Below are 24,602 nucleotides of genomic sequence, written 5' to 3'. Positions count from 1 at the left end.
GGTTAGTGCCCTCTTCCTATACTCCTGCAGAACAGTCTCCAGACAGGCTTTTGGGGGACGAGTGAAAACTCGACAAAGAGGCAGGCTATGGAGTGGCTGGGGCTACAGATGCTCGTCGATCTTCCGGCAAGCGGACAGATCATTCTAGAGTGCCAGTACAACCCTTACCTGGTCGTACTTGCCTTTCTGGTCGCTGGCGCAGGCAGCTTCGCCACCTTGAGCATGGCTGAACGCCTGAATCATGTAGAGCAGCCCGTTGCCCAGCGCCAATGGCGTCTGCTCGGCGCCTGCTGCCTGGCCGGTGGTGTCTGGGCCCTGCATTTCATCAGCATGCTGGCCTTTCAGGCGCCCATTGAGCTCCACTACGACTTCGCCCTGACAGGCTTGTCGTTGATCGTCATGCTGTTCGCCGGCTGGCTGGCGATGAACACCCTGGGCCGCAGTGACCTGCGTGTCCGCCATTTCCTCCAGGCCGCCACCTGCATCGGCCTGGGTATCGCTGCGATGCATTACATCGGCATGTCCGCGATGCGCTCCAACGCCGAACAATTCTATCGTCCGGACATGTTCGCCGCCTCAATTGCAGTTGCCATCATCACCAGCCTGCTGGCCCTGTTGCTGGCTCGCTACTTTCGCTATGGCAGCGGCACCCTTCATCTGTTGCTCAAATACGCGGCCAGCCTGCTGATGGCCGGTGGCATGTTCGCCACCCACTTCACCGGCATGGCGGGCATGACCCTGATCATCCCCAACGACGCAGTGGTGGTCCTGCCGGGTGCCGACAACAACCTGCAACTGGGCCTGACCATCGCCTTCATCACCCTGCTGGTCAGCGCCAGCAGTATCAGTGCCGCCCTCTCCGACCAGAAACTGCAAAGCAAGGAGCACGACCTGCGCCGGGTCAATGTCCTGCTCAGCCAGCTGGATCAGGCGCGGGTGTCGCTGCAGCAGGCCGCTCATTACGACGCCCTGACCAACCTGATCAACCGTCGCGGCTTCAATCAGGTGTTTGCCGAACGCCTGGTCGAACAGACCACCAATGAAGGCATGCTGGCGGTGATGTTCCTCGATATCGACCACTTCAAACGAATCAACGACAGCCTTGGTCACGATGCCGGCGATGAGCTGCTCAAGGTCATTGCCGGCTACATCAAGGCGGCGACCCGTAGCCAGGACGTGGTGGCCCGCTTTGGTGGTGACGAGTTCTGCATCCTGATCGCCTTGAGCAGCCGCGAGGAAGCCCGGCACCTTGCCCAACGCATCATGCAAAAAATGAAAGAGCCGATCGACCTGGCCGGACGGCGCATGGTCATGACCACCAGCATTGGTATCAGCGTCTTCCCCGACGACGGCCGCAGCTGTGATGAGCTGCTCAAGAATGCCGATCTGGCGCTGTATCAGTCCAAAGGCTGCGGACGTAACAGCCTGAATTTCTTCAACAGCAGCCTCAAGACCCGCGCCACGCTGGAGCTGCAACTGGAAGAAGAACTGCGCATCGCCCTGCTCGAAGAGCGGGGCCTGCGTATTCACTACCAGCCGATTTTCGACCTGCACACCGGTCAGGTGGCCAAGCTCGAAGCCCTGGTGCGCTGGCAACATCCGCAGCACGGTTTGCTCAGCCCGGAGCGTTTCATCGGCATCGCCGAAGCCAACGGCCTGATCGCCGACCTTGATCTGTGGGTGCTACGCCATGCTTGTGAAGACCTGGCGCAACTCAATCGTCATGGTTACGGCAGATTGAAGGTCACGGTCAATTGCTCAGCGTTGACCCTCGGCCGTGAAACACTGGTCAGAGAGGTTGAGGACGCCCTGCAGCAGGCCGGGCTTTCAGCCGGTCAGCTGGAACTGGAAGTCACTGAAAACGCGCTGATGGGCAACATTCACAGCACCATCGCACTGCTCAAGGGCATCCGCGCCCTCGGTGTCTCGCTGTCGATCGATGACTTCGGCACCGGTTACTCATCACTGGCCTATCTCAAGCGTCTGCCTCTGGACACCCTGAAGATCGATCGTTCCTTCATTCAGGATGTACCGCACTGCCGGCAGGACATGGAAATTGTCCAGGCAATCATCGTCATGGCCCATACCCTGCACCTGCAGGTGATCACCGAAGGCGTGGAAACCATGGAGCAATACCAGTTCCTCGCCCAGCAGGGTTGCGATTTCGTCCAGGGTTATCTGCTCAGCCGCCCCGTCCCCCTGGGTGAGCTGCGTGCCATCCTCAGTCACCTTAACCAGCGAGACGAATCGTCGCTGGTCAGCTTCAATCCTTACGCCGGTACAGATCGATCAATGTCGCCGGATCTTTTTGCAGATAGCCCTGACTTCCGTGCAGGCGCATCAGCTGCGCGGCCAGGCCACTGAGCGGCGTTGCCGAACCCTGTTCGCGCGAGAATTTCACTGCTGTATCCAGATCCTTGAGCAAGGTACGTACATGCCATTTGACCGGTTCGAAGCAGCTCTGCGCCATTTGCGGTGCGAGAATCTGCAACGGCCTGGAATCGGCAAAACCACCGGCCAGCGCTTCAGCAATAAGACTGGCATCGACGCCGGATTGCTCGGCGAGCGCCACCACCTCGGCAATCACCAAAGCGTTGCAGGCCACGATCATCTGGTTGCAGGCCTTGGTCACCTGCCCTGCCCCGACCGGGCCCATATGGGTAACCCGTTGGCCCAGGGTCAACAGCACCGGGCGCACGCGTTCAAGGTCTGGCGCATCGCCACCGACCATGATCGCCAGACTGCCGGCCTCGGCCCCTGGCGTGCCACCTGACACCGGCGCATCGAGCCAGCTCATGCCACTGAGCGCGGCCAATTCTGCGGCCATCTCTCGGGTCGCGGTCGGCTCCAGGCTGGAGAAATCCACCAATAACTGCCCGGCTTTGGCACCCTTGGCCACACCTTCGGGCCCGAACACCACCTCACGCACCACCGCCGTATCGGCCAGGCACAAGAGCACCAGATCAGCCGCCTGACACAGCTCGGCCGGAGTCTCCACCTGCCGCGCACCCGCCTCGACCAGCGCTGCACACTTGTCCGGCGAACGGTTCCAGACAGTCAACGGATACCCCGCCGCCAACAAGCGCCGACACATCGGCAATCCCATCAGACCGATTCCGGCAAACCCCAGTGAAGGACGTGCAGTGCTCATGTACAGCTCCAGGCAGATTAAAGAAGTTGAAAGATTGGACGATTCAGTTTGCAGGCGTGGAAAGGAAAACTCCTATGGCACTAGGGCAGACCCCTATCGCTCACGCCAAATGCGCACTGATACAGTCGCGAAACTTATCCAGTGATGGCTCTATGATATCCACTAGAACAGCCACCCACCCCCAGGCAAATGGCGCAAAATGACCTCCAAGAATACTACTGCCAACGCGGTTTCCGAGCTGACCTCACCCACTCCCGCGTTCAGCGCTCCAGGGCCCAGAGAATTCTACAGCCCGCGAACGCTTAATCCGCAGCAGTACCTGTATTTCACCGAGCCCGATATCCAGCGCATCCTCGACAACCTCGATGGCCTGCGCGATTTGGTGTTTCCGCCCAGTGTCCACGTCGAAGACGATAGCCAGCTACGCCTGGATCAGCAGTTCCCGTCGGTCTGCCTGATCGGCCTGGGCCGTTGCGGCTCGAACATCGCCCTCGATGTCGCCGAACTTGTATACAACGCCCGCACCTTCTATCTCAACGAATTCAACAACGAAGACCGCGCCGGCAGCGAGCCCACCTACAGCCCCGCACGCTGGATCCGCAACAATCTGCGCCTGGTACAGAACAAGGGCAGCAAGCCGGTGTTCCTGGTTGAGCCGCTGGTAATGCTGGGCGACCTGGACAAAGACATTGCCGGTCGTATCCGCTTCTCGCGCAAGGGTGAAAAAAGCGGCTTCATCCGCGACTACAGCAAGATGAAGATCATGGACCTCTCGGAAGTCCATGCCGGGGGCGCCGGTAACGCGCCGATCCTCGGCCAGTACCTGGCCAAGATCATCCTCAACAAGGAAACCCATCGTTTTTCCAGCGCCGACTGGAAACTGATCCACTCGTATCTGATCGACTCCTGCGGGATCAAGGCCAACCAGTCGCGGTTGTACTTCTACATTTTCAGCGCCGGTGGTGGTACCGGTTCGGGCATGGCCTCGGAGTTTGGCCTGGCCCAGCAGTACTCGTACATGAACAAGACCTTCGACACCAAGCCGGCCGACGAAAACGACGGCAAGAGCGGGCACTCGTTCGTCTTCGAACCGATCTTCACCAGCGGCATCTGCGTACTGCCGAATATTTCCGATCACCGCAGCGAAATGTCCGAGGCCTTGCACATCAACGCCGGTCGTCTGCTGTGCAAGTACCTGTCTGAAGAATGGGACTTCTCCTATAACTTCGACAATGAAGACAGCAGCGAAGCCAGCGTCATGGGCCGTATCCGCCCGTGGAACGCGATGATGCTGATTTCCAACGACATCATGCGTTACGCCGAAGAGAATGATGACGGCAACATCCAGAACATTGATGTCAATGCCATGGAAAAACACGCCAACCAGTACATCTCCCAGCAGATCTTCAACATCCTGACCGCCCAGGCGGTGACCACCGACTACGACCAGAATTACTTCCGTCGCGCCGGCATCGACATCGGCGAAACCATTCGCCTGGATGCCAACGACCTGTTCATGAGCCTGGCCGGCCCCGTGGCCATTGCCTACGCGGAGTCCGTGGTACCGGAACAGCCGTCACCGAACTCGGATAAATTCAAAGTGTTCGAGAAGGACCAGCCGCGTCTGAACATCGACGACCTGTTCTTCCGCTCCATCGACCTGCCGCACTTCAACAAGGTGACCCAGGCGATCGAAGGCATCAGCCTGTTGCCGATCGAGTCCAAGCGCTATCGCGCAGCGCTGGAACAGTACAAGGCCTCTGGTTATGACGCGGCGGCCCTGCACGACCTGCACTTCTTCAAGAACTGTTCGTCGGTGGTATCGATCGTCTCCCTGCCCAAGGACTACAAGCTCTCGTACATGGACCTGAACCGGCTCAAGACCCACCTCAACAGCCTGTTCCCCAACACCACCCTCAAGCGCTATGCCCTGGTGATCGGCGCTTCGGCGAACCTGTCGCTGACCACCCTGATCGCCAAGAGCCCGTGCCTGTCGGACGACTTCCTGACCTTGATCGTGGCCTTCATCAAGCGCTGCTTTGCGCGTAACCCGTACCGCTTCGACGACACCCTGGACAACGCCATCCTGGAGTTCATCACCAGCGATACCTTCGATGAAGAACGCATCGATGATTTGCTCAATGAATTCGAAAACCCGGCGAAAATCCTCGATACCAACTGGTACGCGATCAAGCCGATGTACGAGAAGAAGTACCGCGAGCTGATCAACGACAAGAGCAAGTTCGTCTCGATCAATGACATTCGACTGTCGCGCGAATGCGTGAAGAAGGCAGTGAAATACCTGCGCGAAATCTTCCGTCACCGGATCGGCAAGACCCGGGTGATTTCGCTGAACAGTCATACTGGAAAAGTGGATTACTGATCAGAAGCATCGCGGGGCAAGCCCGCTCCTACAGGTAATCCTGTGGGAGCGGGCTTGCCCCGCGATCTGTTACCGTTAACGTTAAGCACACTCAACTGTTACCAACAGCCACCCTCGCTGAACAGTCCCGCGCACCAAAATCTCCTCGCTGCTTGTTTTCGCGCACCAATCTGGGGCGCGCTCAGGCTTTTTTCTTTTCCTGAATCACAATAAACGGCGAAACCACCACCGCCCAGATCTCTGGATCGCGGCTCTGGAGGTCTAGCGCTTGCTCGGCAGACAACGGGCCAACAGTGCCAGCATTGCGCCATGCAGCGAAGGTTTCGCTGCGGTTCTCGGCCATTGCCTGTGCAACTTCGATCAGGTCCAGGCGCTCGCTGACCCAAATCAGGTCACCTTTGGCCCAAAAACGCTCCAGGGCTTTCCACTCGATTACTGCGGTCTCACCGAGCAGTTTGGCATAGAGGGTGCTTGGTTGATCAGTCATGGGTTCCTGCCAGAAATAATTCGACTACTGTAAGAGGTCGGTATTTTTGCAGAAAAACCCGGTTTCAAATAAGTAATTGATCGAAAAGGACTTGAAAGCAAAGGATTGCCACGGGAATCAGGGCAAGACCAAGCCGCTTTCTTGTAAGTTTCTGTCAATTAAGCGACACGCGCCGAATTTGCCCCAGCGGGCCTGCTTTTCAAGCGACGAAGCAGCGCTCTACACTGTACCGGTACAGTTGCCAGGGCAAAATCGGAGCACTCCGGTCCTCAAGCTCTGGCCGCAGGACTATAAAAATTACAACAGAATGAGTGGAGCACTATGAGTAAGGCTACTAAGCAGATTTCCAAGCTGTTTGCCGCAATGGTTCTGGCCGGGGTTGCCAGCCATTCGTTTGCAGCCGATACCATCCTGATCGGCATCGCCGGCCCGAAAACCGGCCCGGTCACTCAGTACGGCGACATGCAGTTCATCGGTGCAAAGCAAGCGATCAAAGACATCAACGCCAAGGGCGGCGTCGATGGCAAGATGCTTGAAGCCAAGGAATACGATGATGCCTGCGACCCTAAACAGGCCGTAGCCGTAGCCAACAAAGTGGTCAACGATGGCGTCAAGTACGTGATCGGCCACCTGTGCTCCAGCTCCACCCAGCCCGCTTCGGACATTTACGAAGACGAAGGCGTGATCATGATTACCCCGGCAGCCACCAGCCCGGATATCACCACCCGTGGCTACAAACTGATCTTCCGTACCATTGGCTTGGACAGCGCCCAGGGCCCGGCCGCCGGCAACTACATCGCCGACCACGTCAAACCGAAAGTGGTTGCCGTCCTGCACGACAAGCAGCAATACGGTGAAGGTATCGCCACCGCGGTGAAGAAGACCCTGGAAGGCAAAGGCACCAAGGTTGCCGTCTTCGAAGGCCTGAACGCCGGCGACAAAGACTTCTCCTCGATCATCCAGAAGCTCAAGCAAGCCAACGTCGACTTCGTCTACTACGGCGGCTACCACCCAGAGCTGGGCCTGATCCTGCGCCAAGCCCAGGAAAAAGGCCTGAAGGCCAAGTTCATGGGCCCAGAAGGTGTCGGTAACGACTCGATCTCGCAAATCGCCCAGAACGCCTCCGAAGGCCTGCTGGTAACCCTGCCGAAGTCGTTCGATGCCGATCCTGCGAACAAGGCAATCGTTGACGCCATCAAGGCCGATGGCAAGGACCCGAGCGGCCCGTTCGTGTTCCCGGCGTACTCCGCTGTCGAGCTGATCGCTGAAGGCATCAAGTCTGCCAAGTCCGAAGACACCGACAAGGTGGCTGCAGCCATCCACGCCGGCACCTTCAAGACCCCGACTGGCGAGCTGTCGTACGACGACAAGGGCGACCTGAAAGACTTCAAATTCGTGGTCTACGAATGGCATTTCGGCAAACCTAAAACCGAAGTTTCCCCTCAGTAATCCCGTCTGACTACATGACTACAAGCCCACTGTGCGAGCAGTGGGCTTTGTTTTACGAGGTTCATGGGCCTGATTCCCGCGATCCGGGAGCAGGTTCACCTGAAAATCTTAAAACCGTCACCAGCGGTTCGCTGGCAGTTGCCGGTGTCGAAGTGGCTCAAGACCACAAGGCCAGGCCGGGGGCAGCCCCACCAGTGAAATGCGTATCAGGTTTTTAGGAGCGCTGTAATGCCTGAGATCTATCACTTCTTCCAACAGCTGGTTAATGGTCTGACCATTGGCAGCACCTATGCCTTGATAGCCATTGGCTACACAATGGTTTACGGCATCATTGGAATGATCAACTTCGCCCATGGCGAGGTTTACATGATCGGTTCCTACGTGGCCTTCATTGCCCTTGCCGGGCTGGCCATGATGGGTATCGATTCACTGCCGATATTGATGACCGTCGCCTTCGTCGCCACGATCTTCGTAACCAGTGCCTATGGCTACAGTATCGAACGGGTCGCCTACCGCCCCTTGCGTAACAGCAACCGGTTGATCCCGCTGATTTCTGCCATCGGTATGTCGATTTTCCTGCAGAACACCGTATTGCTATCCCAGGACTCCAAGGACAAGTCCATCCCCAACCTGATCCCGGGGAGTATCTCCTTCGGCCCAGGCGGCGCAGAGGAAGTGCTGATCTCTTACATGCAGATCCTGGTTTTCGTCGTCACGCTAGTGGCCATGACCGGTTTGACCCTGTTCATCTCCCGTTCCCGCCTGGGCCGCGCCTGCCGCGCCTGCGCCGAAGACATCAAGATGGCCAACCTGCTGGGTATCAACACCAACAACATCATCGCCCTGACCTTCGTCATCGGTGCCGCCCTGGCGGCTGTGGCGGCGGTACTGCTGAGCATGCAGTACGGCGTGATCAACCCCAACGCCGGATTCCTGGTAGGCCTGAAAGCCTTCACCGCGGCGGTGCTGGGCGGCATCGGCAGTATTCCGGGCGCGATGCTCGGCGGGCTGGTGCTGGGGGTGGCTGAAGCCTTTGGCGCCGACATCTTCGGCGACCAGTACAAGGACGTGGTGGCCTTCGGTCTTTTGGTTCTGGTGCTGTTGTTCCGTCCGACCGGCATCCTCGGCCGTCCGGAGGTTGAAAAAGTATGAACAAAAATCTCAAACAGGCGTTCTTCAGCGCCTTGCTGGTCTGGGCCGTGGCCTTCCCGGTACTGGGCCTGAAGCTCAGCATCGATGGCATCCGCCTGATCGTCCATAGCCAGGGCTCCTTCACCATCACGGTCATTGCCGTGTGCTCGGTGCTGATGTTCCTGCGCGTGCTGTTCGACAAGCAATGGGGTGCGCTCACCCGCCGCCGCTCGGACCGCAAGCTGATCTCGCCGGCCATGAGCAACTTCCTGACCCTGCCCAAGACCCAGCGCTGGGTGATCATGGGCCTGATCGTGGTTGCCCTGGTCTGGCCGTTCTTCGGTTCGCGCGGCGCAGTCGATATCGCCACCCTGATCCTGATCTACGTACTGCTCGGGCTTGGCCTGAACATCGTGGTCGGTCTGGCCGGCCTGCTCGACCTGGGTTATGTCGGCTTCTACGCCGTCGGCGCCTACACCTATGCCCTGCTATCGCACTACTTCGGCCTGAGCTTCTGGATCTGCCTGCCGCTTGCCGGCCTGATGGCGGCGACCTTCGGCTTCCTGCTCGGCTTCCCGGTATTGCGTCTGCGCGGTGACTATCTGGCCATCGTGACCCTGGGTTTCGGCGAGATCATCCGTCTGTTCCTGCGCAACCTCACCGGGCTGACCGGCGGTCCGAACGGCATCAGCAATATCGAGAAACCGACCTTCTTCGGCCTGACCTTCGAACGCAAGGCCGCTGAAGGCCTGCAGACCTTCCATGAGTTCTTCGGTCTGCAGTACAACTCGATCAACAAGGTGATTTTCCTCTACCTGGTCGCCCTGCTGCTGGCCCTGCTGGCGCTGTTCGTGATCAACCGTCTGCTGCGCATGCCGATCGGGCGTGCCTGGGAAGCGCTGCGTGAAGACGAGATCGCCTGCCGTGCCCTGGGCCTGAACCCGACGGTGATCAAGCTGTCGGCCTTCACCCTCGGTGCCTGCTTCGCCGGTTTTGCCGGTAGCTTCTTCGCCGCACGCCAGGGCCTGGTAACGCCGGAGTCGTTCACCTTCATCGAGTCGGCCATCATCCTCGCCATCGTGGTACTGGGCGGTATGGGTTCGCAGTTGGGCGTGATTCTCGCGGCCATTGTGATGATCCTGCTGCCTGAACTGATGCGCGAATTCAGCGAATACCGCATGTTGATGTTCGGTGCGCTGATGGTGTTGATGATGATCTGGCGTCCGCAAGGCCTGCTGCCTATGCAACGTCCTCATATGGAGCTGCGTCGATGAGCCGCGAAATTCTGCAAGTCAGCGGCCTGAGCATGCGCTTCGGCGGCTTGTTGGCGGTCAACGGCGTGGCCCTGACCGTCAAGGAAAAACAGGTCGTGGCGTTGATCGGCCCCAACGGTGCCGGCAAGACCACGGTGTTCAACTGCCTGACCGGCTTCTACAAGCCTAGTGACGGTACTATCTTGCTCGATGGTCAACCGATCCAGGGCCTGGCCGGTCACGAGATCGCCCGCAAGGGCGTGGTGCGGACCTTCCAGAACGTGCGCCTGTTCAAGGAAATGACCGCGCTGGAAAACCTGCTGATCGCCCAGCACCGGCACCTGAATACCAACTTCCTCGCCGGCCTGCTCAAGACCCCGTCCTTCCGCCGCAGTGAACACGAAGCGAAAGAGTACGCACGGTACTGGCTGGAGAAGGTCAACCTGCTCGAGTTCGCCAACCGTCCAGCCGGCACGCTTGCCTACGGCCAGCAACGTCGCCTGGAAATCGCCCGCTGCATGATGACCCGCCCACGGATCATCATGCTCGACGAACCGGCGGCCGGCCTGAACCCGAAAGAGACCGAAGACCTCAAGGCGCTGATCAGCCTGTTGCGCGAAGAGCACAACGTCACGGTGCTGCTGATCGAGCACGACATGAAGCTGGTCATGAGCATCTCCGACCATATCGTCGTGATCAACCAGGGCACTCCCCTGGCCGACGGTACGCCGGAGCAGATCCGCGACAACCCTGATGTGATCAAAGCTTACCTGGGGGAAGCGTAAATGCTGCAGTTCGAAAACGTTTCCACGTTCTACGGCAAGATCCAGGCGCTGCACAGCGTCAACGTCGAGATCCGCCAGGGCGAGATCGTCACCCTGATCGGCGCCAACGGCGCCGGCAAGTCGACCCTGCTGATGACCCTGTGCGGTTCGCCCCAGGCTCACAGCGGCAGCATCAAGTACCTGGGTGAAGAGCTGGTCGGCCAGCCCTCCTCGCACATCATGCGCAAGAGCATTGCCGTGGTTCCTGAAGGTCGCCGGGTATTCGCCCGCCTGACCGTGGAAGAGAACCTGGCCATGGGCGGCTTCTTCACCAACAAGGGCGACTATCAGGAGCAGATGGACAAAGTCCTGCAGCTGTTCCCGCGCCTGAAGGAGCGCTTCTCTCAGCGCGGTGGCACCATGTCCGGTGGCGAGCAGCAAATGCTCGCAATTGGCCGGGCGCTGATGAGCAAGCCCAAGCTACTGTTGCTGGACGAGCCGTCGCTGGGCCTGGCTCCGATCATCATTCAGCAGATCTTCGACATCATCGAGCAACTGCGGCGTGATGGCGTGACGGTGTTCCTGGTCGAGCAGAACGCCAACCAGGCCCTGAAAGTTGCCGACCGTGCCTATGTGCTGGAGAACGGCCGGGTGGTGATGCAGGGCACCGGGGAAGCACTGCTGACCGATCCCAAGGTCCGCGACGCCTACCTGGGCGGTTGACCTTCTGCAGCGCAATCGAAAAAAGGCCTACGGGCCTTTTTTCTTGCCCGCTGTAACGCCTCCCGGGCAGCGGACTCTAGTGCTGCAGGTGAGCCACAGCCAGTGGCACTCGCCCTTCTAACCTACTGGAGTCCCACCATGAACAAAACCATCAGCGCCGCCGCCCTCATCCTCAGCCTTGGTTCGAGCCTGGCCTTCCTGCCGGCCGTGCATGCCGCCCAAGACATGAAAATGGACAAGGAAGCCAGCATGGAAAAGGACATGAAAATGGATAAGCACATGGCCGACGACAAGATGGACATGAGCAAAGACAAGATGGACAAAAACATGATGGGCAAAGACGACAAAATGATGAAAGGTGAAAAGCACGACAACAAGATGTAATCCCTACAGCGTCTGCAACGCCTGGCTGCTGCGCTTGAACCAGCGCAGCAGGTAGTCGGCCAGTACCTGGACTCTTCTGGGCATCCGGCCCTGATACGGATGCACCAGAAACAACGGCACACTGCGGGTCTGATAGTCACGCAGCAACCACTGCAAGCGGCCATCGGCAAGCTCCGCATGCACCATGTAGGAAGGCAGCCTGGCGATGCCGGCACCGAGCAATGCAGCTTTCTTCAGCAGGCTGTAGTGATTGCTGGCAAAACTGCCGGCAACCTGCACCCGCAGCAGTTCATGCTGGTGGTGATACAACCATTCTTCCCGCCCACTGTAGTGGCTGTTGAGCAAACAGCGATGAGCACTCAATTCAGCCGGCAGATGTGGTTCGCCCTGGCGCTGCAGATAGGCAGGGCTGGCGCAGGTCAGTTCCTGCATGGCCAACAGCGGGCGCGCAACCAAGCGTGCATCGTCTTGGACCTCGGTGCGAATCGCCAGATCGAAGCCCTCCGCCAACAGATCCCGGTAGCCATTGTTCAGCTCCAGTTCCACCTGCAGATCCGGATAGTCGACGGCGAACTCCAGCAGCAAACCTTCGAAGAAGGTCTCGCCCAGCGACACCGGTACGGTGATGCGCACCGGGCCAGCCAGTTCGTCCTTGAGCATCGCCAAAGTCTGACGCGCGGCCTCCATTTGCCGCACCAATGCCTGGGCCTGGGGCAGCAACATGGCACCCGCTGCAGTCAAACTCAGACGCCGCGTGGTGCGGTGCAGCAGCTTTACCGAATGACTGGCCTCCAAAGCACTGATGCGCTTGGACAGCTGCCCCTTGCTCCACCCCAGTTGTTGCGCGGCCTGGGTGAAGCTACCGGCATCCATCAACACGGCGAAGGCCGCCAGATCATCCAGGTCGCTCATTGATTGTTTCCAGATGAAAACCAAAGGTTGCCTATTAGCACGCTTATCCGCAAAAAAATCCACTCTAGACTTGAGCCTTGTCCCCAAAAAACTGCGAGGAACGGTTCAATGAAAATCCTGTTGATCGGCGCCAACGGCACCATCGGGTCGGCGGTGGCCAAAGAGCTGGAACAACGTCATGAAGTGCTGCGCATCGGCCGCAGCAGCGGCGACTATCAGGTAGATATCAGCGACAGCGCTTCGATTCGCCGCCTGTTCGAACAAACCGGGCGTTTCGATGCCCTGGTCTGCGCAGCCGGTAATGTCACCTTCGCGCCACTGGACGAGATGACTGCAGAACACTTTGCCCTGGGCCTGAACGACAAGCTCATGGGCCAGGTCAACCTGCTGCTGATCGGTCGCGAGTTCATCAACGACGGTGGCTCGTTCACCTTCACCACCGGCATCACCAGCCACGACCCGATCCGTACCGGTGCCTCGGCCAGCCTGGTCAACGGCGCCATTGATGCCTTCGTCAAAGCGGCAGCAATCGAGTTACCCCGTGGCCTGCGGGTCAACTCAATCAGCCCCAACGTACTGGTCGAAGCCATGCCGGCCTACGCCCCGTATTTCCGCGGATTCAAACCGGTACCGGCGACGGATGTGGCGCTGGCCTATGCCAAGAGCGTCGAGGGCCTGCAAACCGGCCAGACCTATCATGTCGGCTGAGGCCTTGTGATCGGCGTCCAGCCTGCGTAACGTGGCGGCACCTTTCGGTAGAGACCCTGGAGTTTGCTTGATGCGTGCCGCCCCTTCGTTGTTGCTTGTCGCCCTGTTGCCGCTGTTCGCCGGCTGCCAGATGCTGGCGGAAAAACCGCAGGCAGCTTCTACCGCAGGCATGACCCGGATGCAGGGCGAATTGACTGCCAAGGGCGGCCAGCTGTTGTTCAAGCCATGTACAGAAAGTCGCCACTTTGCCGTCTTCGATAGCGGCAACACCGGTGTGTTGCAGGAAGCCGCTGCCCTGGCCGGCGAACCGGGCACGCTGTTCGCGGACATCAGCGGTAACCTTTCCGCAGGCCAGAATGCCGGCAACGACGGACAATTGAATGTCCAGCGCCTGTACCGGGTCGAGAACTCCAGCAGCGCCTGCACTGATCCCAACTTCAAGCGCCTGACCGTGCGTGCACACGGCAACGAGCCGGACTGGGACCTCAAGGCCAGCGGTAAGGGCATGGTCCTGACGCGCCCGGGCGTGCCGGAACTGGCCGTGCCGTTCCTGGAAGAACAATTGCCTGATGGTCGCTTCAGCCTCAGCACCGAAGCCAACGGTCAGCGCGTCGATCTCTGGGTCGCTCCGCAACGCTGCGTCGACAGCATGAGTGGTGCAGTCAGCCACCTGAGCGCCGAGCTGCGAGTGAACGGCCAGACCCTGCGCGGTTGCGCCTACTACGGCGGTTCACGTAACGACTGATCATCGGCGCCCGCGTTAATCCTGCCTGCAAAGGCGGCGAACAGCTTATACTTGGCGGTTTGTGTAAAGCCGCCGGCCGTTCATGGCCGGGATACTGGACCCTGCCATGTTACGAATCACCGAACTGAAGCTGCCGCTGGATCATCCTGATGAAGCCCTGCGCGAGGCCATCGTGCAACGCCTGGGGATCAGCGACGACCAGTTGCTGGACTTCACCTTGTTCAAGCGCAGCTATGATGCGCGCAAGAAGAACAGCGAAATGCTGTTCATCTACACCATCGACCTGAACGTCAGCAACGAAGCCGAGCTGCTGCACAAGTTCGCCGACGATCACAACGTCAATGTCGCGCCGGATGTCAGCTACAAGGTGGTCGGCCAGGCCCCTGCCGACCTGCAAGAGCGCCCCATCGTGGTCGGCTTCGGTCCGTGCGGGATTTTCGCCGGCCTGCTGCTGGCGCAGATGGGCTTCAAGCCGATCATCCTCGAGCGCGGCAAGGAAGTGCGTCAGCGCACCAAGGATACCTGGGGCCTGTGGCGCAAAAGCGTGCTCAACCCCGAGTCGAACGTACAGTTCGGTGAAGGTGGCGCCGGTACCTTCTCCGACGGCAAACTCTACAGCCAGATCAAGGACCCGCAGCACCACGGCCGCAAGGTGTTGCACGAGTTCGTCAAAGCCGGCGCGCCGGAAGAGATCCTCTACGTCAACAAACCGCACATCGGTACCTTCCGCCTGACCGGCATGGTCGAGAACATGCGTCACGAGATCCAGGCGCTGGGCGGCGAAGTACGCTTCGAAGAGAAAGTTACCGATTTGCTGATGGACGATGGCCAGCTCAACGGCGTGGTGTTGCAGAGCGGTGAACAACTGCACTCGCGCCATGTGGTCCTGGCCCTGGGCCACAGCGCCCGTGACACTTTCCGCATGCTGCATGCGCGCGGCGTGTTCATGGAAGCCAAACCGTTCTCCATCGGTTTCCGCATCGAACACCCGCAATCGCTGATTGACCAGGCTCGCCTGGGCAAATACGCCGGGCACCCGAAACTGGGCGCGGCGGATTACAAACTGGTGCACCACGCCAAGAACGGCCGTTCGGTCTACAGCTTCTGCATGTGCCCGGGCGGCACCGTGGTCGCGGCCACCAGCGAGCCGGGCCGGGTAGTCACCAATGGCATGAGCCAGTACTCGCGCAACGAGCGCAATGCCAACTCTGGCATCGTCGTCGGTATCACCCCGGAGCAGGATTATCCAGGTGGTCCGCTGGCAGGCATCGAGTTGCAGGAACAGCTTGAAGCCCATGCCTATGTACTGGGCGGCAGCAATTACCAGGCGCCGGCACAGCTGGTCGGTGACTTTGTCGCCGGCAGGCCATCCACCGCCCTGGGCAGTGTCGAGCCGTCGTACAAGCCCGGCGTCAATCTTGGCGACCTGGCCCCGAGCCTGCCGGACTTCGCCATCGAAGCCATCCGTGAAGCCTTGCCGGCCTTCGATCGGCAGATCAAGGGCTACAACCTGCATGACGCGGTGTTGACCGGTATCGAAACCCGTACCTCATCGCCGCTGCGTATCACCCGTGATGCCAGCATGCAGAGCCTGAACCTCAAGGGCCTGTTCCCGGCGGGTGAAGGTGCAGGTTATGCCGGTGGCATTCTGTCGGCGGGTGTCGACGGGATTCGTATTGCCGAGGCGGTGGCTCGCAGTATGCTGGGCCTGGACGGCTGATAGAGCAATCGCGGGGCAAGCCCGCTCCCACAGGAGTATTCCAAACCTGTGGGAGCGGGCTTGCCCCGCGATGCACTTCAAATCCCCGCGCGCAATACCGTCTCAGGCAAAGCCTCACCCCGTTCCACACAGGCTGTTACCGCATCGATCAATCCCTGCAACTGATACCCCTGCGCTACCAGCCAGTCCTGGTCGTAATAGGTGGTCGCATAACGATCGCCGCCATCACACAGAATCGCCACGATCGATCCCGCCTCCCCCGCCGCTTGCATCTGCCGTGCCGCCATCAGCGCACCGATCAGGTTGGTACCGCTCGAACCGCCCACCCGACGCCCCAGGCGTTCAGCCAGGTAATGCATGGCCGCCAGGGACAGTGCATCAGGCACTTTGATCATGGCATCGATCACCTGAGGCAGAAACGAGGCTTCTACACGTGGCCGGCCAATGCCCTCGATTCGTGATCCACAATCGAGCAACAACGAGCGGTCGCCGCTGGTATAGCTGTCGAAAAACACCGAGCGCTCGGCATCGGCACACAGCACCCGGGTGGCATGCTGGCGATAGCGCACATAGCGCCCGAGGGTCGCGGTAGTGCCGCCAGTGCCCGGGCTCGAAATCAGCCAGGCAGGCTCTGGATGCCGTTCGAAACGCATCTGGGTAAAGATCGATTCGGCAATATTGTTGTTGGCGCGCCAGTCGGTGGCGCGCTCGGCGTAGGTGAACTGGTCCATGAAGTGACCGCCGGTTTCCCGCGCCAGACGTTCGGATTCTGCGTAGAGCTGCGTGGGGTCATTCACTAGATGGCTCTGGCCACCGTAGAACGCGATCTGGGCAATCTTTTCCTGAGAGGTACTGGCGGGCACCACGGCGATGAAGGGCAGGCCGAGCAGGCGCGCGAAGTAGGCTTCGGAGATTGCCGTCGAGCCGCTGGAGGCTTCGATCACCGGCGCCCCTGGACGTAGCCAGCCATTGCACAGGGCATAGAGAAACAGCGACCGCGCCAGGCGATGCTTGAGGCTGCCGGTGGGGTGACTGGATTCGTCCTTGAAGTACAACTCGACCTCGGGAAAACCCGGCAAGGGCAGCGGGATCAGGTGTGTATCGGCACTGCGCTGGAAGTCAGCCTCGATGATGCGGATTGCTTCACGTGCCCACTGGCGGTGATCGTTCATGGTCCAGTCCCGAAAAAGATCGATTTATAAGGGAGCATGTTAAGAAAGTCCCTACATCTCCAACAGATACAGCCAGACAATATATTCCTACCCAACTGCTAGGCTGCCTTGGTCAGGTTAGTCACAGCTTATAACAAAAAAGAATATAGTTTTTGTTTTAATGCATATCCTCACAAGGTAGGGTGTCCCCCTATCGGAATCCTCAGGATGGAGAGCGCCCTTGCTGCGAAGCACCTTCACACGTTTCTTTCAGTTGGAAGCGGCCAGCGGTCTATTGCTGATTGCTGCCGCCGCCCTGGCCCTGATCATCAACAACTCGCCCTTGTCATACCTGTACAACGGCTTGCTGGATGTACCTGTGGTCGCCCAGATCGGCGCACTGAAAATCGCCAAACCCTTGCTGCTGTGGATCAACGACGGCCTGATGGCCCTGTTCTTCCTGCTGATCGGCCTTGAGGTCAAGCGCGAGATAATCGACGGTCACCTGTCCAAGCCTTCGCAGATCGTCCTGCCGGGTGCTGCTGCCATCGGCGGCATGGTGGTACCGGCGCTGATCTACTGGTTCCTGAACAAGGACAACCCGGCCGCCGTTGCCGGCTGGGCCATCCCCATGGCCACCGACATCGCCTTTGCCCTGGGCGTATTGGCGCTGCTGGGCAAACGCGTGCCGGTGTCGCTCAAGTTGTTCCTGATGACCCTGGCAATTATCGATGACCTGGGCGCAATCATTGTCATTGCGCTGTTCTACTCGGGTGAACTGTCGAGCCTGTCGCTGATGCTGGCCGGCGCCTGCTTGCTGGCGCTGATCGCAATGAACCGGCTCGGGGTGGTCAAACTCGGCCCGTACATGGTGATCGGCCTGATCCTCTGGGTCTGTGTACTCAAAAGCGGTGTCCACGCCACCCTCGCCGGGGTCACCCTCGCGCTGTGCATTCCATTGCGTACACGCAACGCCGAACCTTCTCCGCTGCTGACGCTGGAACATGCCCTGCACCCCTGGGTGGCTTACGGCATCCTGCCGCTGTTCGCGTTCGCCAACGCCGGGGTATCGCTGGCCGGGGTAACCCTGGAAAGCTTCACCCATCACGTACCCATGGGTATTGCCGTCGGCTTGCTGCTGGGCAAGACCGTAGGGGTGTTCGGCCTCACCTGGATCGCGGTCAAGCTTGGCATGGCCGCCCTGCCCGGTGGCGCCAACTGGGGCCAGGTGCTGGGCGTGGCGATCCTCTGTGGCATCGGCTTTACCATGAGCCTGTTCGTCGGCTCGCTGGCCTTTGTTCCGGGCAGTAGCGAGTATGCCGGCATGGACCGTATGGGCATCCTCACCGGGTCCATTCTCGCCGCCCTGATCGGCTACGGCATCACCGCATTGGCCAGCCGCAAGGCAACCGCCGCCTGACCCGGTCCAGGCCATAAAAAACCCCGACCGGCACTGCCGAGTCGGGGTTTTCTTTTAGCGCTGAACGATCAGCGACTAACCCGGCTGGTACCGTCTACGGTCATGATCCGGACACGCTCGCCAACGCGGAAAATCTCGTTTTCCTGGACTGCCTGTACATAGGCACGCGTGCTGCCATCGTCTTCACGCACAGTGATCTCCACGCCCTGGGTACGGGTCATGCCTTCTTCAGCGGCAGCACCCACCAAGCCACCCGCCACGGCACCAATGACCGCCGCAACAATGCTGCCTTTGCCACCGCCGACGGAGCTACCCGCTACGCCGCCGACGATAGCACCGGCACCGCTACCGATAGGCGTTTTGGTACCTTCGATTTTCACTGGCCGCAGCGCTTCGATGGTTCCCATGCGCACGGTTTGCACGCGGCGAGCTTCGTCACGCGAGTAGGAATCACCGGTCAGGCTCGAGGCACAACCGGTGAGCAGCAGCGACATGGTGGTGAAGCTGGCAACCAGCAAAACAGATTTACGCATAGGATGACCTCCATAAGACAGGTGTTCATTAGACTCCGCGCATTGACGACTGTCACGATCGATGCGGGGTAAAATTGATTCCATTCAGCTTCCATACAGCCTGTGTCACCGATGCAGCCTGAAAAACCTTTAGCGCAAGGATAGACATGGATTACTTCATCGTCGTCATCACGACTCTGGCAGGCCTGTATTTTCACTGGTGGTTGTATGTGCGCATCCGCCGCTGGATGGACCGCGACCTGGCGCTGTCAATGGCCGGTACGGACGAAGGCAAGAAAGCCTACATGCTTGAATGTCTGGACAATGCCAAGGCACAGAAGATCAAACGCGCCGAGCTGGCGACCTGGCTGGAACGCGAGGCCGCCGCTTACCGGGCCGATTAGGGCGCCAGACGCTCACGCAGCCAGTTGCCTTGTTGCAGGCGGTAGTTGAGACGGTCGTGCAGGCGGCTGGCTCGCCCCTGCCAGAACTCGATACGCTCTGGCAGCAAACGGTAACCACCCCAGTGCTCAGGGCAATGCGGCTGGGTATCGCTGAAACGCTGTTCGGTGGCCTTGACCAACCCTTCCAGCTCGGCGCGATCAGCAATCACCTGGCTTTGCGGTGAGGCCCAAGCACCCAGACGACTACCCAACGGGCGCACCTGGTAATACTCGTCCGACTCTTCGGGCGTGACCTTGACCACCTTGCCTTCGATCCGCACCTGACGCTCCAGGGCCGGCCAGAAGAACGTCATGGCCGCAAACGGATTGGCCTGCAGCTGCTGGCCCTTGGCGCTGTCGTAGTTGGTGAAGAAGGTAAAACCCTGGTCATCCAGGCCCTTGAGCAACAGGATCCGGCAATGCGGACGGCCATCGGCGTCTACCGTTGCCAACGTCATGGCATTGGCTTCCACCGGCGGCTGTTCGGTCTTCACCGCATCGTCGAACCATTGGCGAAACAATGCGAAAGGCTGGTCCGGGGCCTGGGCTTCCGCCAGGCCATCACGGGTGTAATCGCGGCGCATATCGGCCAGGGTCTTGGTCATTACTGCGTTCCTTGACGATCAGTTGGTCTTCGCAGGGCTGGTGTTGGCGGCCACTTTTTTGGCAGCAGGCGCAGGCTTCTTGGCTGCGGGCTTGGCTGCCGGGGCGCTCTTCTTGGCGGTCGTGGCTTTGGCCGGGGCGGCTTTTTTGCTGGTGCTGGCTTTCTTCACCGGAGCCTTGGCGGCAGGCTTCACCGCGGCCTTGACCGGGGCCTTGGCATCCTGCACCGCGACCAGCTCGGCCGGGCTCGGCGTCGGCTGCTTGTACTTGGCCAGCAACGCGACCATGGTGTTTTGCGGGGTCAGCACCAGTTCCACCCGACGGTTCAGGGCACGGCCCTGCAGACTGTCGTTGGCCGCACGCGGCATTTCCGAACCCATGCCACGCAACATCAGGCGATCACGTTCCAGACCACTGAGGCGAAAGATGGCTGCTACCGATTGGGCGCGTTCCTGGCTGAGCTTCTGGTTGCCGGCGGCGGCACCGCTGGTGTCGGCATGGCCGAGCACCAGTACAGCGGTCTGCTTATCGGTTTCAATCGCTTTGGCCACGCGGGTAATGGGGCCGAGGGTGACCGGCAGAAGCATGGCCGGACGATCCGGGTTGTAGGAGCTGTCTACCGGTACGGTGACGACCAGCACGTCTTCACGGCGCTCAAGTTCGAACTTGCTGTCCTTGATTGCTTCACGCAGGCGCGGTTCGTAGCTGTCCAGCCAGGCCTGGGTGGCCTTGTGGTCAATCTTCGGCACGGCCGCAACCTTGGCCTTGTCGCTGTCACCGAACGGCCACCACCAGCGGCTGCTGCTCTCGGACTTGGCATCGGCCTTGGCGACTTTCTCGACAACCACTTCCTTCACTTCCTGGTTGGCAACCTTGTCCGAGCCGAAGGGCCACCAGTCGATGCCACTGTCGGCCGCACCTTTCGGGGAGTGCTGAGCACAGCCGGTCATGGCCAGGCACAGGGCGATAGCTAAGGTTTTATGTGAAGACATCAGTGATACACCATGAAAATGAAAGAAATTCCGCCCATTTGCGCTAATCCTTGGAAGCCAGAATAGACAAAGGGTTCAGGTAACATTGGGGCTAACCGATCAAAGGCAGGTTGCCAGGACACGCACCAGCTTCTGGGCACGCGGGTCCATCAATACATAAGGGCCCAGGGTATTGGTGACAAAACCAAAGGCCACATCGTACTCCGGATCGGCAAAACCAACAGAGCCGCCGGCGCCCGGGTGACCAAAGGCCTTGCTGCCCAGACCAAAGGTGGCGTTGGCCACGGTCGGTTGGTCGAGCATGCAACCTAGTCCGAACCGGGTCTGGGTCAGCAACGTCTTGTCCTGGCCCAGGCTGTGCTCACGGGTCAGTTCGTCGAGCAGCTCCGATTCCAGCAGGCTGCCATCGAGCACACCGGCATAAAAACCGGCGAGGCTGCGGGCATTGCCATGGCCGTTGGCCGCCGGCTGCTGCATCCGCCGCCATTCCGGCTTGTTGGTACTGGTGAGCATGCCGGGCGGGTTGGTAAAGGCGCGAGTGGACAGCGCCTGAGGCTCACGCATGGTCACCTGAAGCAGACGCTGGGCCGCTTCATCGCCCATGTTGCCCTTGCCTCGGGCAATATGCGCGACCCGGTGGAACTGATCGTCAGCCAGGCCGATGTGAAAATCCAGACCCAGCGGGCGGGCGGTGCGGGCTACGATCGACTCGCCAGGGCTGCGACCGTCTGCACGTCGAATCAACTCACCGATCAGCCATCCATAAGTGATGGCCGCATAGCCATGAGCAGTGCCAGGCGTCCACCAGGGCGCCTCGGCAGCCAGCGCCTGGACCATGGTTTGCCAGTCGTAAAAAGCCTCTGCAGGCATCAGCTCGCGAAGTGCGGGCACCCCGGCCCGGTGGCTGAGCAACTGGCGCAAGGTAATCGCCTGCTTGTCAGCCTGGGCAAATTCCGGCCAGTAACGCGCAACCGGAGCATCCAGGGCCAACTTGCCCTCACCCACCAGTTGCAAAGCCGTCACCGCGGTGAACATCTTGGTACAGGAGAACAGGTTGGCGATGGTGTCGCTGTGCCAGGCCTCGGCGCCGTCCTTGTCGGCGGTACCAGACCAGAGGTCAACGACGGTCTCCCCGCCAATCTGGATACACAGCGCTGCGCCACGCTCCTGAGGATCGTCGAACAGCGCCGCAAAGGCCTCGCGCACGGCTTCGAACTTAAGCTCGTAATGACCCTGAATCTGCACCCAGCCGCTCCCCGCGCATACTGCTATCGAAAATGGCGTGCATTGTTTCAGCCTGCGGCGGTTTTGGGAACAGACACTGGACAGAGCGTCGCCCAGCGGGCCCGAGGCAATTTGCCTGCCTCAGGCCGCCACGCCTTTGCTACGGGGCTTTTGAGGTGTTTTCGCTGACGCCTGCCTTGCCGATCTGCTCCTGTGCTTGCAGATTGCTCTTACGCACACTGTCGACAAAACCCTGGAATGGTACGTCGGTGATACCCACCAGCCCGAAGTGACCGTTCTCGCCATCGAGCAAGCGCCCGCTGGCAGGCTGGTCCAGGTACTGGAACCAGTGCACACCGACAATCGACGGTTCGGCCAGGGCGGCCTTGACGAAAGCGGCATAGGCCGGGCCGCGTCCTTCTTCCTTGGCCACTTCCATAGGCCCTGGCCAGAACGGCCCGCGGTCACGTGAGCCGAACTGGAATTCCGACACCAGCACCGGCTTGTCCAGGGCATTGAGCTGGCTGAAGTCGTAGCCGTCCTGCGGTTTGGGCGTATAGAAGTTGAAACTCAGAACATCACAGAACTCGGCACAGGCCGCCACCGCCTCGGGTGTGCTGACCGCATAGCGGCCGCCCAGCAGCAAGTGATTGGGCGCATGCCACTTGAGCGAGTCCGCGATGGTCTTGAAGTAGGTTTCGGCAAAAACCTTCTGGAAGTACTTGAAGTCGGCTTCGATCTCGGGGTGTTCCGCGCTCGGCAGCGGCGGCTCGAAACCTGGGTCTTCCATCAACTCCCACGCTGGCAGATCAATCCCCCAGGCTTTGGACAGCCCGGCCTGGTTACGGTATTTGTCGCGTAACTGCTTGAGGAACGCCCGCTTGGCCGGCACGTCCGTGGTCAGGCGCAAGGTGCCATAAGCCAGGGCGTAACGGGCCTTGGGGTCATCCCCAGGAGCTGCCCAGGCCAGTTCATTGTCGGCGAAATAGCCGATCAGCCAGGGATCGTCACGGTGGTCACGGGCAGCGATGGCCACGGCACGCTCGGTGGCCATGGCAAAGCGCGGGTCGAACGGATCAGGCATACGCCCCCACCAGTCCATACCGGTACTGATGCTGGTGTAATCGCCGACAATCGACAACGGCAAGGTATAAGGCAGACGGTTGGCCTGCCCCAAGGCCGGCTCGCTCCAGTTACCCAGGGTATTGAAGCCCCAGGCCTGCAGACGGTCGAGGGTATGTCCCTGCCAGCGCTTGAGGTCCAGCGCCGGTACTGGGCAGTCCACTGCTGCCGTGGCGGCAGTCGCCGCGACCGGCGTGCAGGGTTTGCCATGGCTGCGCTCAAGGTTGGCGGCATAGAAGTCGAACCAGCGCCCCTGATTGAAGTTTCGCCCGCTAGCCGAGCCGTTGCCGTCGTTGTTGTTACCCTCGCCATAGAACTGCGCCAGTGGCTCACCCGCTTGCGGCAAGGCGGTAAACATCGACTCGCGTCCGGCTACGTAGGTGCGGCCGCCGTCGGCTGCCACGGTGTTGACGCCCAGCGAGTAGAACGGATGGCCTTCAGGGGTGACCAGATACCAGCGTCCATCACGTTTTTCGGTACGGAAGAAGCCCTTGGCATCGAAGCCTGGGCCTGTCGTCACGCCGCCAAACTTGTCGCGCGGCAACTGAGTGCGTTCAGCCAGCCAGCCCTTGAGCTGCTGCTGCTCACGGGTCGCGGCGGCTTTGAGCTGGTCATCGCTGACGATTTTTTCCGGCCAGCGGCCGCGGGTTGATTGGCCATAGCCATCAATCAAACCGGTATACGCAGCCTTTTGCAGCTGGTCGTCATCCTGAATGCCAACGCGTTCAATCAAAAGACTCTGGGCGACATTGGGCTTGTTCATCGACAAGGTCACCGACACCACTTGCTTCAAGTCCAGCGCACCGCTGCTACTGGTCAGCACCCAACGCTGGCCGTCATGCGTCCAGGGCATCGGTGGCCCGGCACGCATGCCCTGGCTCAGCGGCGAGCTGGCCGTCAGTGGCACCCATATCGTCTGTGCCGGCCCGGCGGGCAGGTCGATACGGCTGGTGAGGGTCTTGCCGTCACCACTCAACACCGTGACATCCACGGTCAACGGCCAGTCCATACCACTTTGCAGGCGCAAGGTCAGGGCTGTGGCCGCCGACCAGTCCCAGACACCGGTTTGCGGGCTCAGCCGCAGGCTGGGGCGCTGCACCGGGTTGAACACCACACGCCGCAATACCTCACCCTCGGCCGTCTGCTCTGCGTTGTATTGCGGCAAGCTGGCATCTTCGGTCACCACGTTGACCACGGCGGCCGGGCGCACAAAGCTGAACAGCGTCTGTTGCCCGGCCAGCAGCGGTGTGCTGAACAACAGTGCGAAGACAGCAGGCAAGGTACGGCGAATCATAGGGCTGGAGCTCTCCTTGAGGGCCCTTGCG

Annotated in this window: 22 protein-coding genes; 13 read left to right on the top strand and 9 right to left on the bottom strand. The window is 60.1% G+C overall.

From position 1 onward, the window contains the following. The first annotated feature begins 87 nt into the window (after window positions 1-87). Window positions 88-2,364 carry a putative bifunctional diguanylate cyclase/phosphodiesterase gene (locus ACVI9W_RS18310; RefSeq protein ID WP_461530742.1) on the top strand — a complete coding sequence of 759 codons (2,277 nt, stop codon included), beginning with the start codon at window positions 88-90 and terminating at the stop codon, window positions 2,362-2,364. Here the strand turns inward: ACVI9W_RS18310 and ACVI9W_RS18305 are convergent. Beyond that, the gene (locus ACVI9W_RS18305; RefSeq protein ID WP_038607960.1) at window positions 2,264-3,151 is read right to left on the bottom strand and encodes an NAD(P)-dependent oxidoreductase; all 888 of its coding nucleotides are present in this window, start codon (window positions 3,149-3,151) and stop codon (window positions 2,264-2,266) included. The two genes, ACVI9W_RS18310 and ACVI9W_RS18305, sit on opposite strands and share 101 nt — an antisense overlap. Window positions 3,152-3,350: 199 nt before the next feature. Between ACVI9W_RS18305 and ACVI9W_RS18300 the strand changes: the two genes are divergently transcribed. After that, the gene (locus ACVI9W_RS18300) at window positions 3,351-5,534 is read left to right on the top strand and encodes a hypothetical protein (RefSeq protein WP_461530741.1); all 2,184 of its coding nucleotides are present in this window, start codon (window positions 3,351-3,353) and stop codon (window positions 5,532-5,534) included. 181 nt (window positions 5,535-5,715) lie between these two features. On the opposite strand, the gene ACVI9W_RS18295 is transcribed toward ACVI9W_RS18300, so the two are convergent. Beyond that, entirely contained in the window at window positions 5,716-6,021 is a 306-nt protein-coding gene (locus tag ACVI9W_RS18295; RefSeq protein WP_342624469.1) for a DUF2288 domain-containing protein, read from the bottom strand. 321 nt (window positions 6,022-6,342) lie between these two features. Between ACVI9W_RS18295 and ACVI9W_RS18290 the strand changes: the two genes are divergently transcribed. The 6 genes from ACVI9W_RS18290 to ACVI9W_RS18265 all read left to right on the top strand — a co-directional run bounded on the left by ACVI9W_RS18290 (window position 6,343) and on the right by ACVI9W_RS18265 (window position 11,725). Next, window positions 6,343-7,470 carry a branched-chain amino acid ABC transporter substrate-binding protein gene (locus ACVI9W_RS18290; RefSeq protein WP_461530740.1) on the top strand — a complete coding sequence of 376 codons (1,128 nt, stop codon included), beginning with the start codon at window positions 6,343-6,345 and terminating at the stop codon, window positions 7,468-7,470. Window positions 7,471-7,698: 228 nt separating this feature from the next. Next, window positions 7,699-8,622 carry a high-affinity branched-chain amino acid ABC transporter permease LivH gene (gene livH, locus ACVI9W_RS18285; protein ID WP_028943524.1) on the top strand — a complete coding sequence of 308 codons (924 nt, stop codon included), beginning with the start codon at window positions 7,699-7,701 and terminating at the stop codon, window positions 8,620-8,622. After that, window positions 8,619-9,875 (top strand): high-affinity branched-chain amino acid ABC transporter permease LivM, encoded by a 1,257-nt coding sequence (locus ACVI9W_RS18280; RefSeq protein WP_038607949.1) that lies wholly within the window; start codon window positions 8,619-8,621, stop codon window positions 9,873-9,875. Before livH ends, ACVI9W_RS18280 begins: the two co-directional genes overlap by 4 nt. After that, window positions 9,872-10,639: a high-affinity branched-chain amino acid ABC transporter ATP-binding protein LivG gene (gene livG / locus ACVI9W_RS18275; RefSeq protein WP_038607946.1), complete on the top strand. Its 768-nt coding sequence runs from the start codon at window positions 9,872-9,874 to the stop codon at window positions 10,637-10,639. Before ACVI9W_RS18280 ends, livG begins: the two co-directional genes overlap by 4 nt. Continuing rightward, window positions 10,640-11,341 (top strand): ABC transporter ATP-binding protein, encoded by a 702-nt coding sequence (locus ACVI9W_RS18270; RefSeq protein ID WP_038607943.1) that lies wholly within the window; start codon window positions 10,640-10,642, stop codon window positions 11,339-11,341. A gap of 138 nt (window positions 11,342-11,479) precedes the next feature. Then, window positions 11,480-11,725: a hypothetical protein gene (locus ACVI9W_RS18265; RefSeq protein WP_157191441.1), complete on the top strand. Its 246-nt coding sequence runs from the start codon at window positions 11,480-11,482 to the stop codon at window positions 11,723-11,725. 3 nt (window positions 11,726-11,728) lie between these two features. Here the strand turns inward: ACVI9W_RS18265 and ACVI9W_RS18260 are convergent, their stop codons facing one another. Further along, window positions 11,729-12,637 carry a LysR family transcriptional regulator gene (locus ACVI9W_RS18260; RefSeq protein ID WP_461530739.1) on the bottom strand — a complete coding sequence of 303 codons (909 nt, stop codon included), beginning with the start codon at window positions 12,635-12,637 and terminating at the stop codon, window positions 11,729-11,731. Window positions 12,638-12,745: 108 nt separating this feature from the next. Between ACVI9W_RS18260 and ACVI9W_RS18255 the strand changes: the two genes are divergently transcribed. The 3 genes from ACVI9W_RS18255 to ACVI9W_RS18245 all read left to right on the top strand — a co-directional run bounded on the left by ACVI9W_RS18255 (window position 12,746) and on the right by ACVI9W_RS18245 (window position 15,810). Next, window positions 12,746-13,345, top strand: a complete 600-nt coding sequence (locus ACVI9W_RS18255) for a short chain dehydrogenase (RefSeq protein WP_342624463.1) — start codon at window positions 12,746-12,748, stop codon at window positions 13,343-13,345. Between the two features lie 70 nt (window positions 13,346-13,415). Continuing rightward, complete coding sequence (locus ACVI9W_RS18250) at window positions 13,416-14,090, top strand: COG3650 family protein (protein ID WP_461530738.1); 675 nt, start codon at window positions 13,416-13,418, stop codon at window positions 14,088-14,090. Between the two features lie 106 nt (window positions 14,091-14,196). After that, window positions 14,197-15,810, top strand: coding sequence for an NAD(P)/FAD-dependent oxidoreductase (locus ACVI9W_RS18245; protein WP_422418200.1), 1,614 nt, complete (start codon window positions 14,197-14,199; stop codon window positions 15,808-15,810). 77 nt (window positions 15,811-15,887) lie between these two features. Here ACVI9W_RS18245 and ACVI9W_RS18240 read toward each other — a convergent pair whose 3' ends face one another. Beyond that, on the bottom strand, window positions 15,888-16,982 hold the full coding sequence (locus ACVI9W_RS18240) for a PLP-dependent cysteine synthase family protein (protein ID WP_422420894.1): 1,095 nt from the start codon (window positions 16,980-16,982) through the stop codon (window positions 15,888-15,890). Window positions 16,983-17,202: 220 nt separating this feature from the next. Between ACVI9W_RS18240 and nhaA the strand changes: the two genes are divergently transcribed. Beyond that, complete coding sequence (nhaA, locus tag ACVI9W_RS18235) at window positions 17,203-18,381, top strand: Na+/H+ antiporter NhaA (RefSeq protein ID WP_461530737.1); 1,179 nt, start codon at window positions 17,203-17,205, stop codon at window positions 18,379-18,381. A gap of 68 nt (window positions 18,382-18,449) precedes the next feature. Here the strand turns inward: nhaA and ACVI9W_RS18230 are convergent, their stop codons facing one another. Further along, complete coding sequence (locus ACVI9W_RS18230; protein WP_461530736.1) at window positions 18,450-18,914, bottom strand: outer membrane lipoprotein; 465 nt, start codon at window positions 18,912-18,914, stop codon at window positions 18,450-18,452. Window positions 18,915-19,060: 146 nt separating this feature from the next. Here ACVI9W_RS18230 and ACVI9W_RS18225 point away from each other — a divergent pair, with 146 nt between their 5' ends. Next, window positions 19,061-19,297, top strand: coding sequence for a hypothetical protein (locus ACVI9W_RS18225; protein WP_422420889.1), 237 nt, complete (start codon window positions 19,061-19,063; stop codon window positions 19,295-19,297). On the opposite strand, the gene pdxH is transcribed toward ACVI9W_RS18225, so the two are convergent. The 4 genes from pdxH to ACVI9W_RS18205 all read right to left on the bottom strand — a co-directional run bounded on the left by pdxH (window position 19,294) and on the right by ACVI9W_RS18205 (window position 24,571). Next, window positions 19,294-19,941: a pyridoxamine 5'-phosphate oxidase gene (gene pdxH, locus ACVI9W_RS18220; protein WP_461530735.1), complete on the bottom strand. Its 648-nt coding sequence runs from the start codon at window positions 19,939-19,941 to the stop codon at window positions 19,294-19,296. The genes ACVI9W_RS18225 and pdxH overlap by 4 nt on opposite strands. 18 nt (window positions 19,942-19,959) lie before the next feature. Then, window positions 19,960-20,931, bottom strand: a complete 972-nt coding sequence (locus tag ACVI9W_RS18215) for an OmpA family protein (RefSeq protein ID WP_461530734.1) — start codon at window positions 20,929-20,931, stop codon at window positions 19,960-19,962. Between the two features lie 99 nt (window positions 20,932-21,030). Continuing rightward, window positions 21,031-22,176 carry a serine hydrolase domain-containing protein gene (locus ACVI9W_RS18210; protein ID WP_461530733.1) on the bottom strand — a complete coding sequence of 382 codons (1,146 nt, stop codon included), beginning with the start codon at window positions 22,174-22,176 and terminating at the stop codon, window positions 21,031-21,033. A 139-nt stretch (window positions 22,177-22,315) separates the two neighbouring features. Next, a complete protein-coding gene (locus ACVI9W_RS18205; RefSeq protein WP_461530732.1) occupies window positions 22,316-24,571 on the bottom strand; it encodes a beta-agarase in 2,256 nt (751 codons plus the stop codon). Window positions 24,572-24,602 lie beyond the last annotated feature (31 nt).

The organism is Pseudomonas sp. 210_17 TE3656, assembly GCF_054821965.1.
This window is presented reverse-complemented; position numbering and strand designations above follow the sequence as displayed.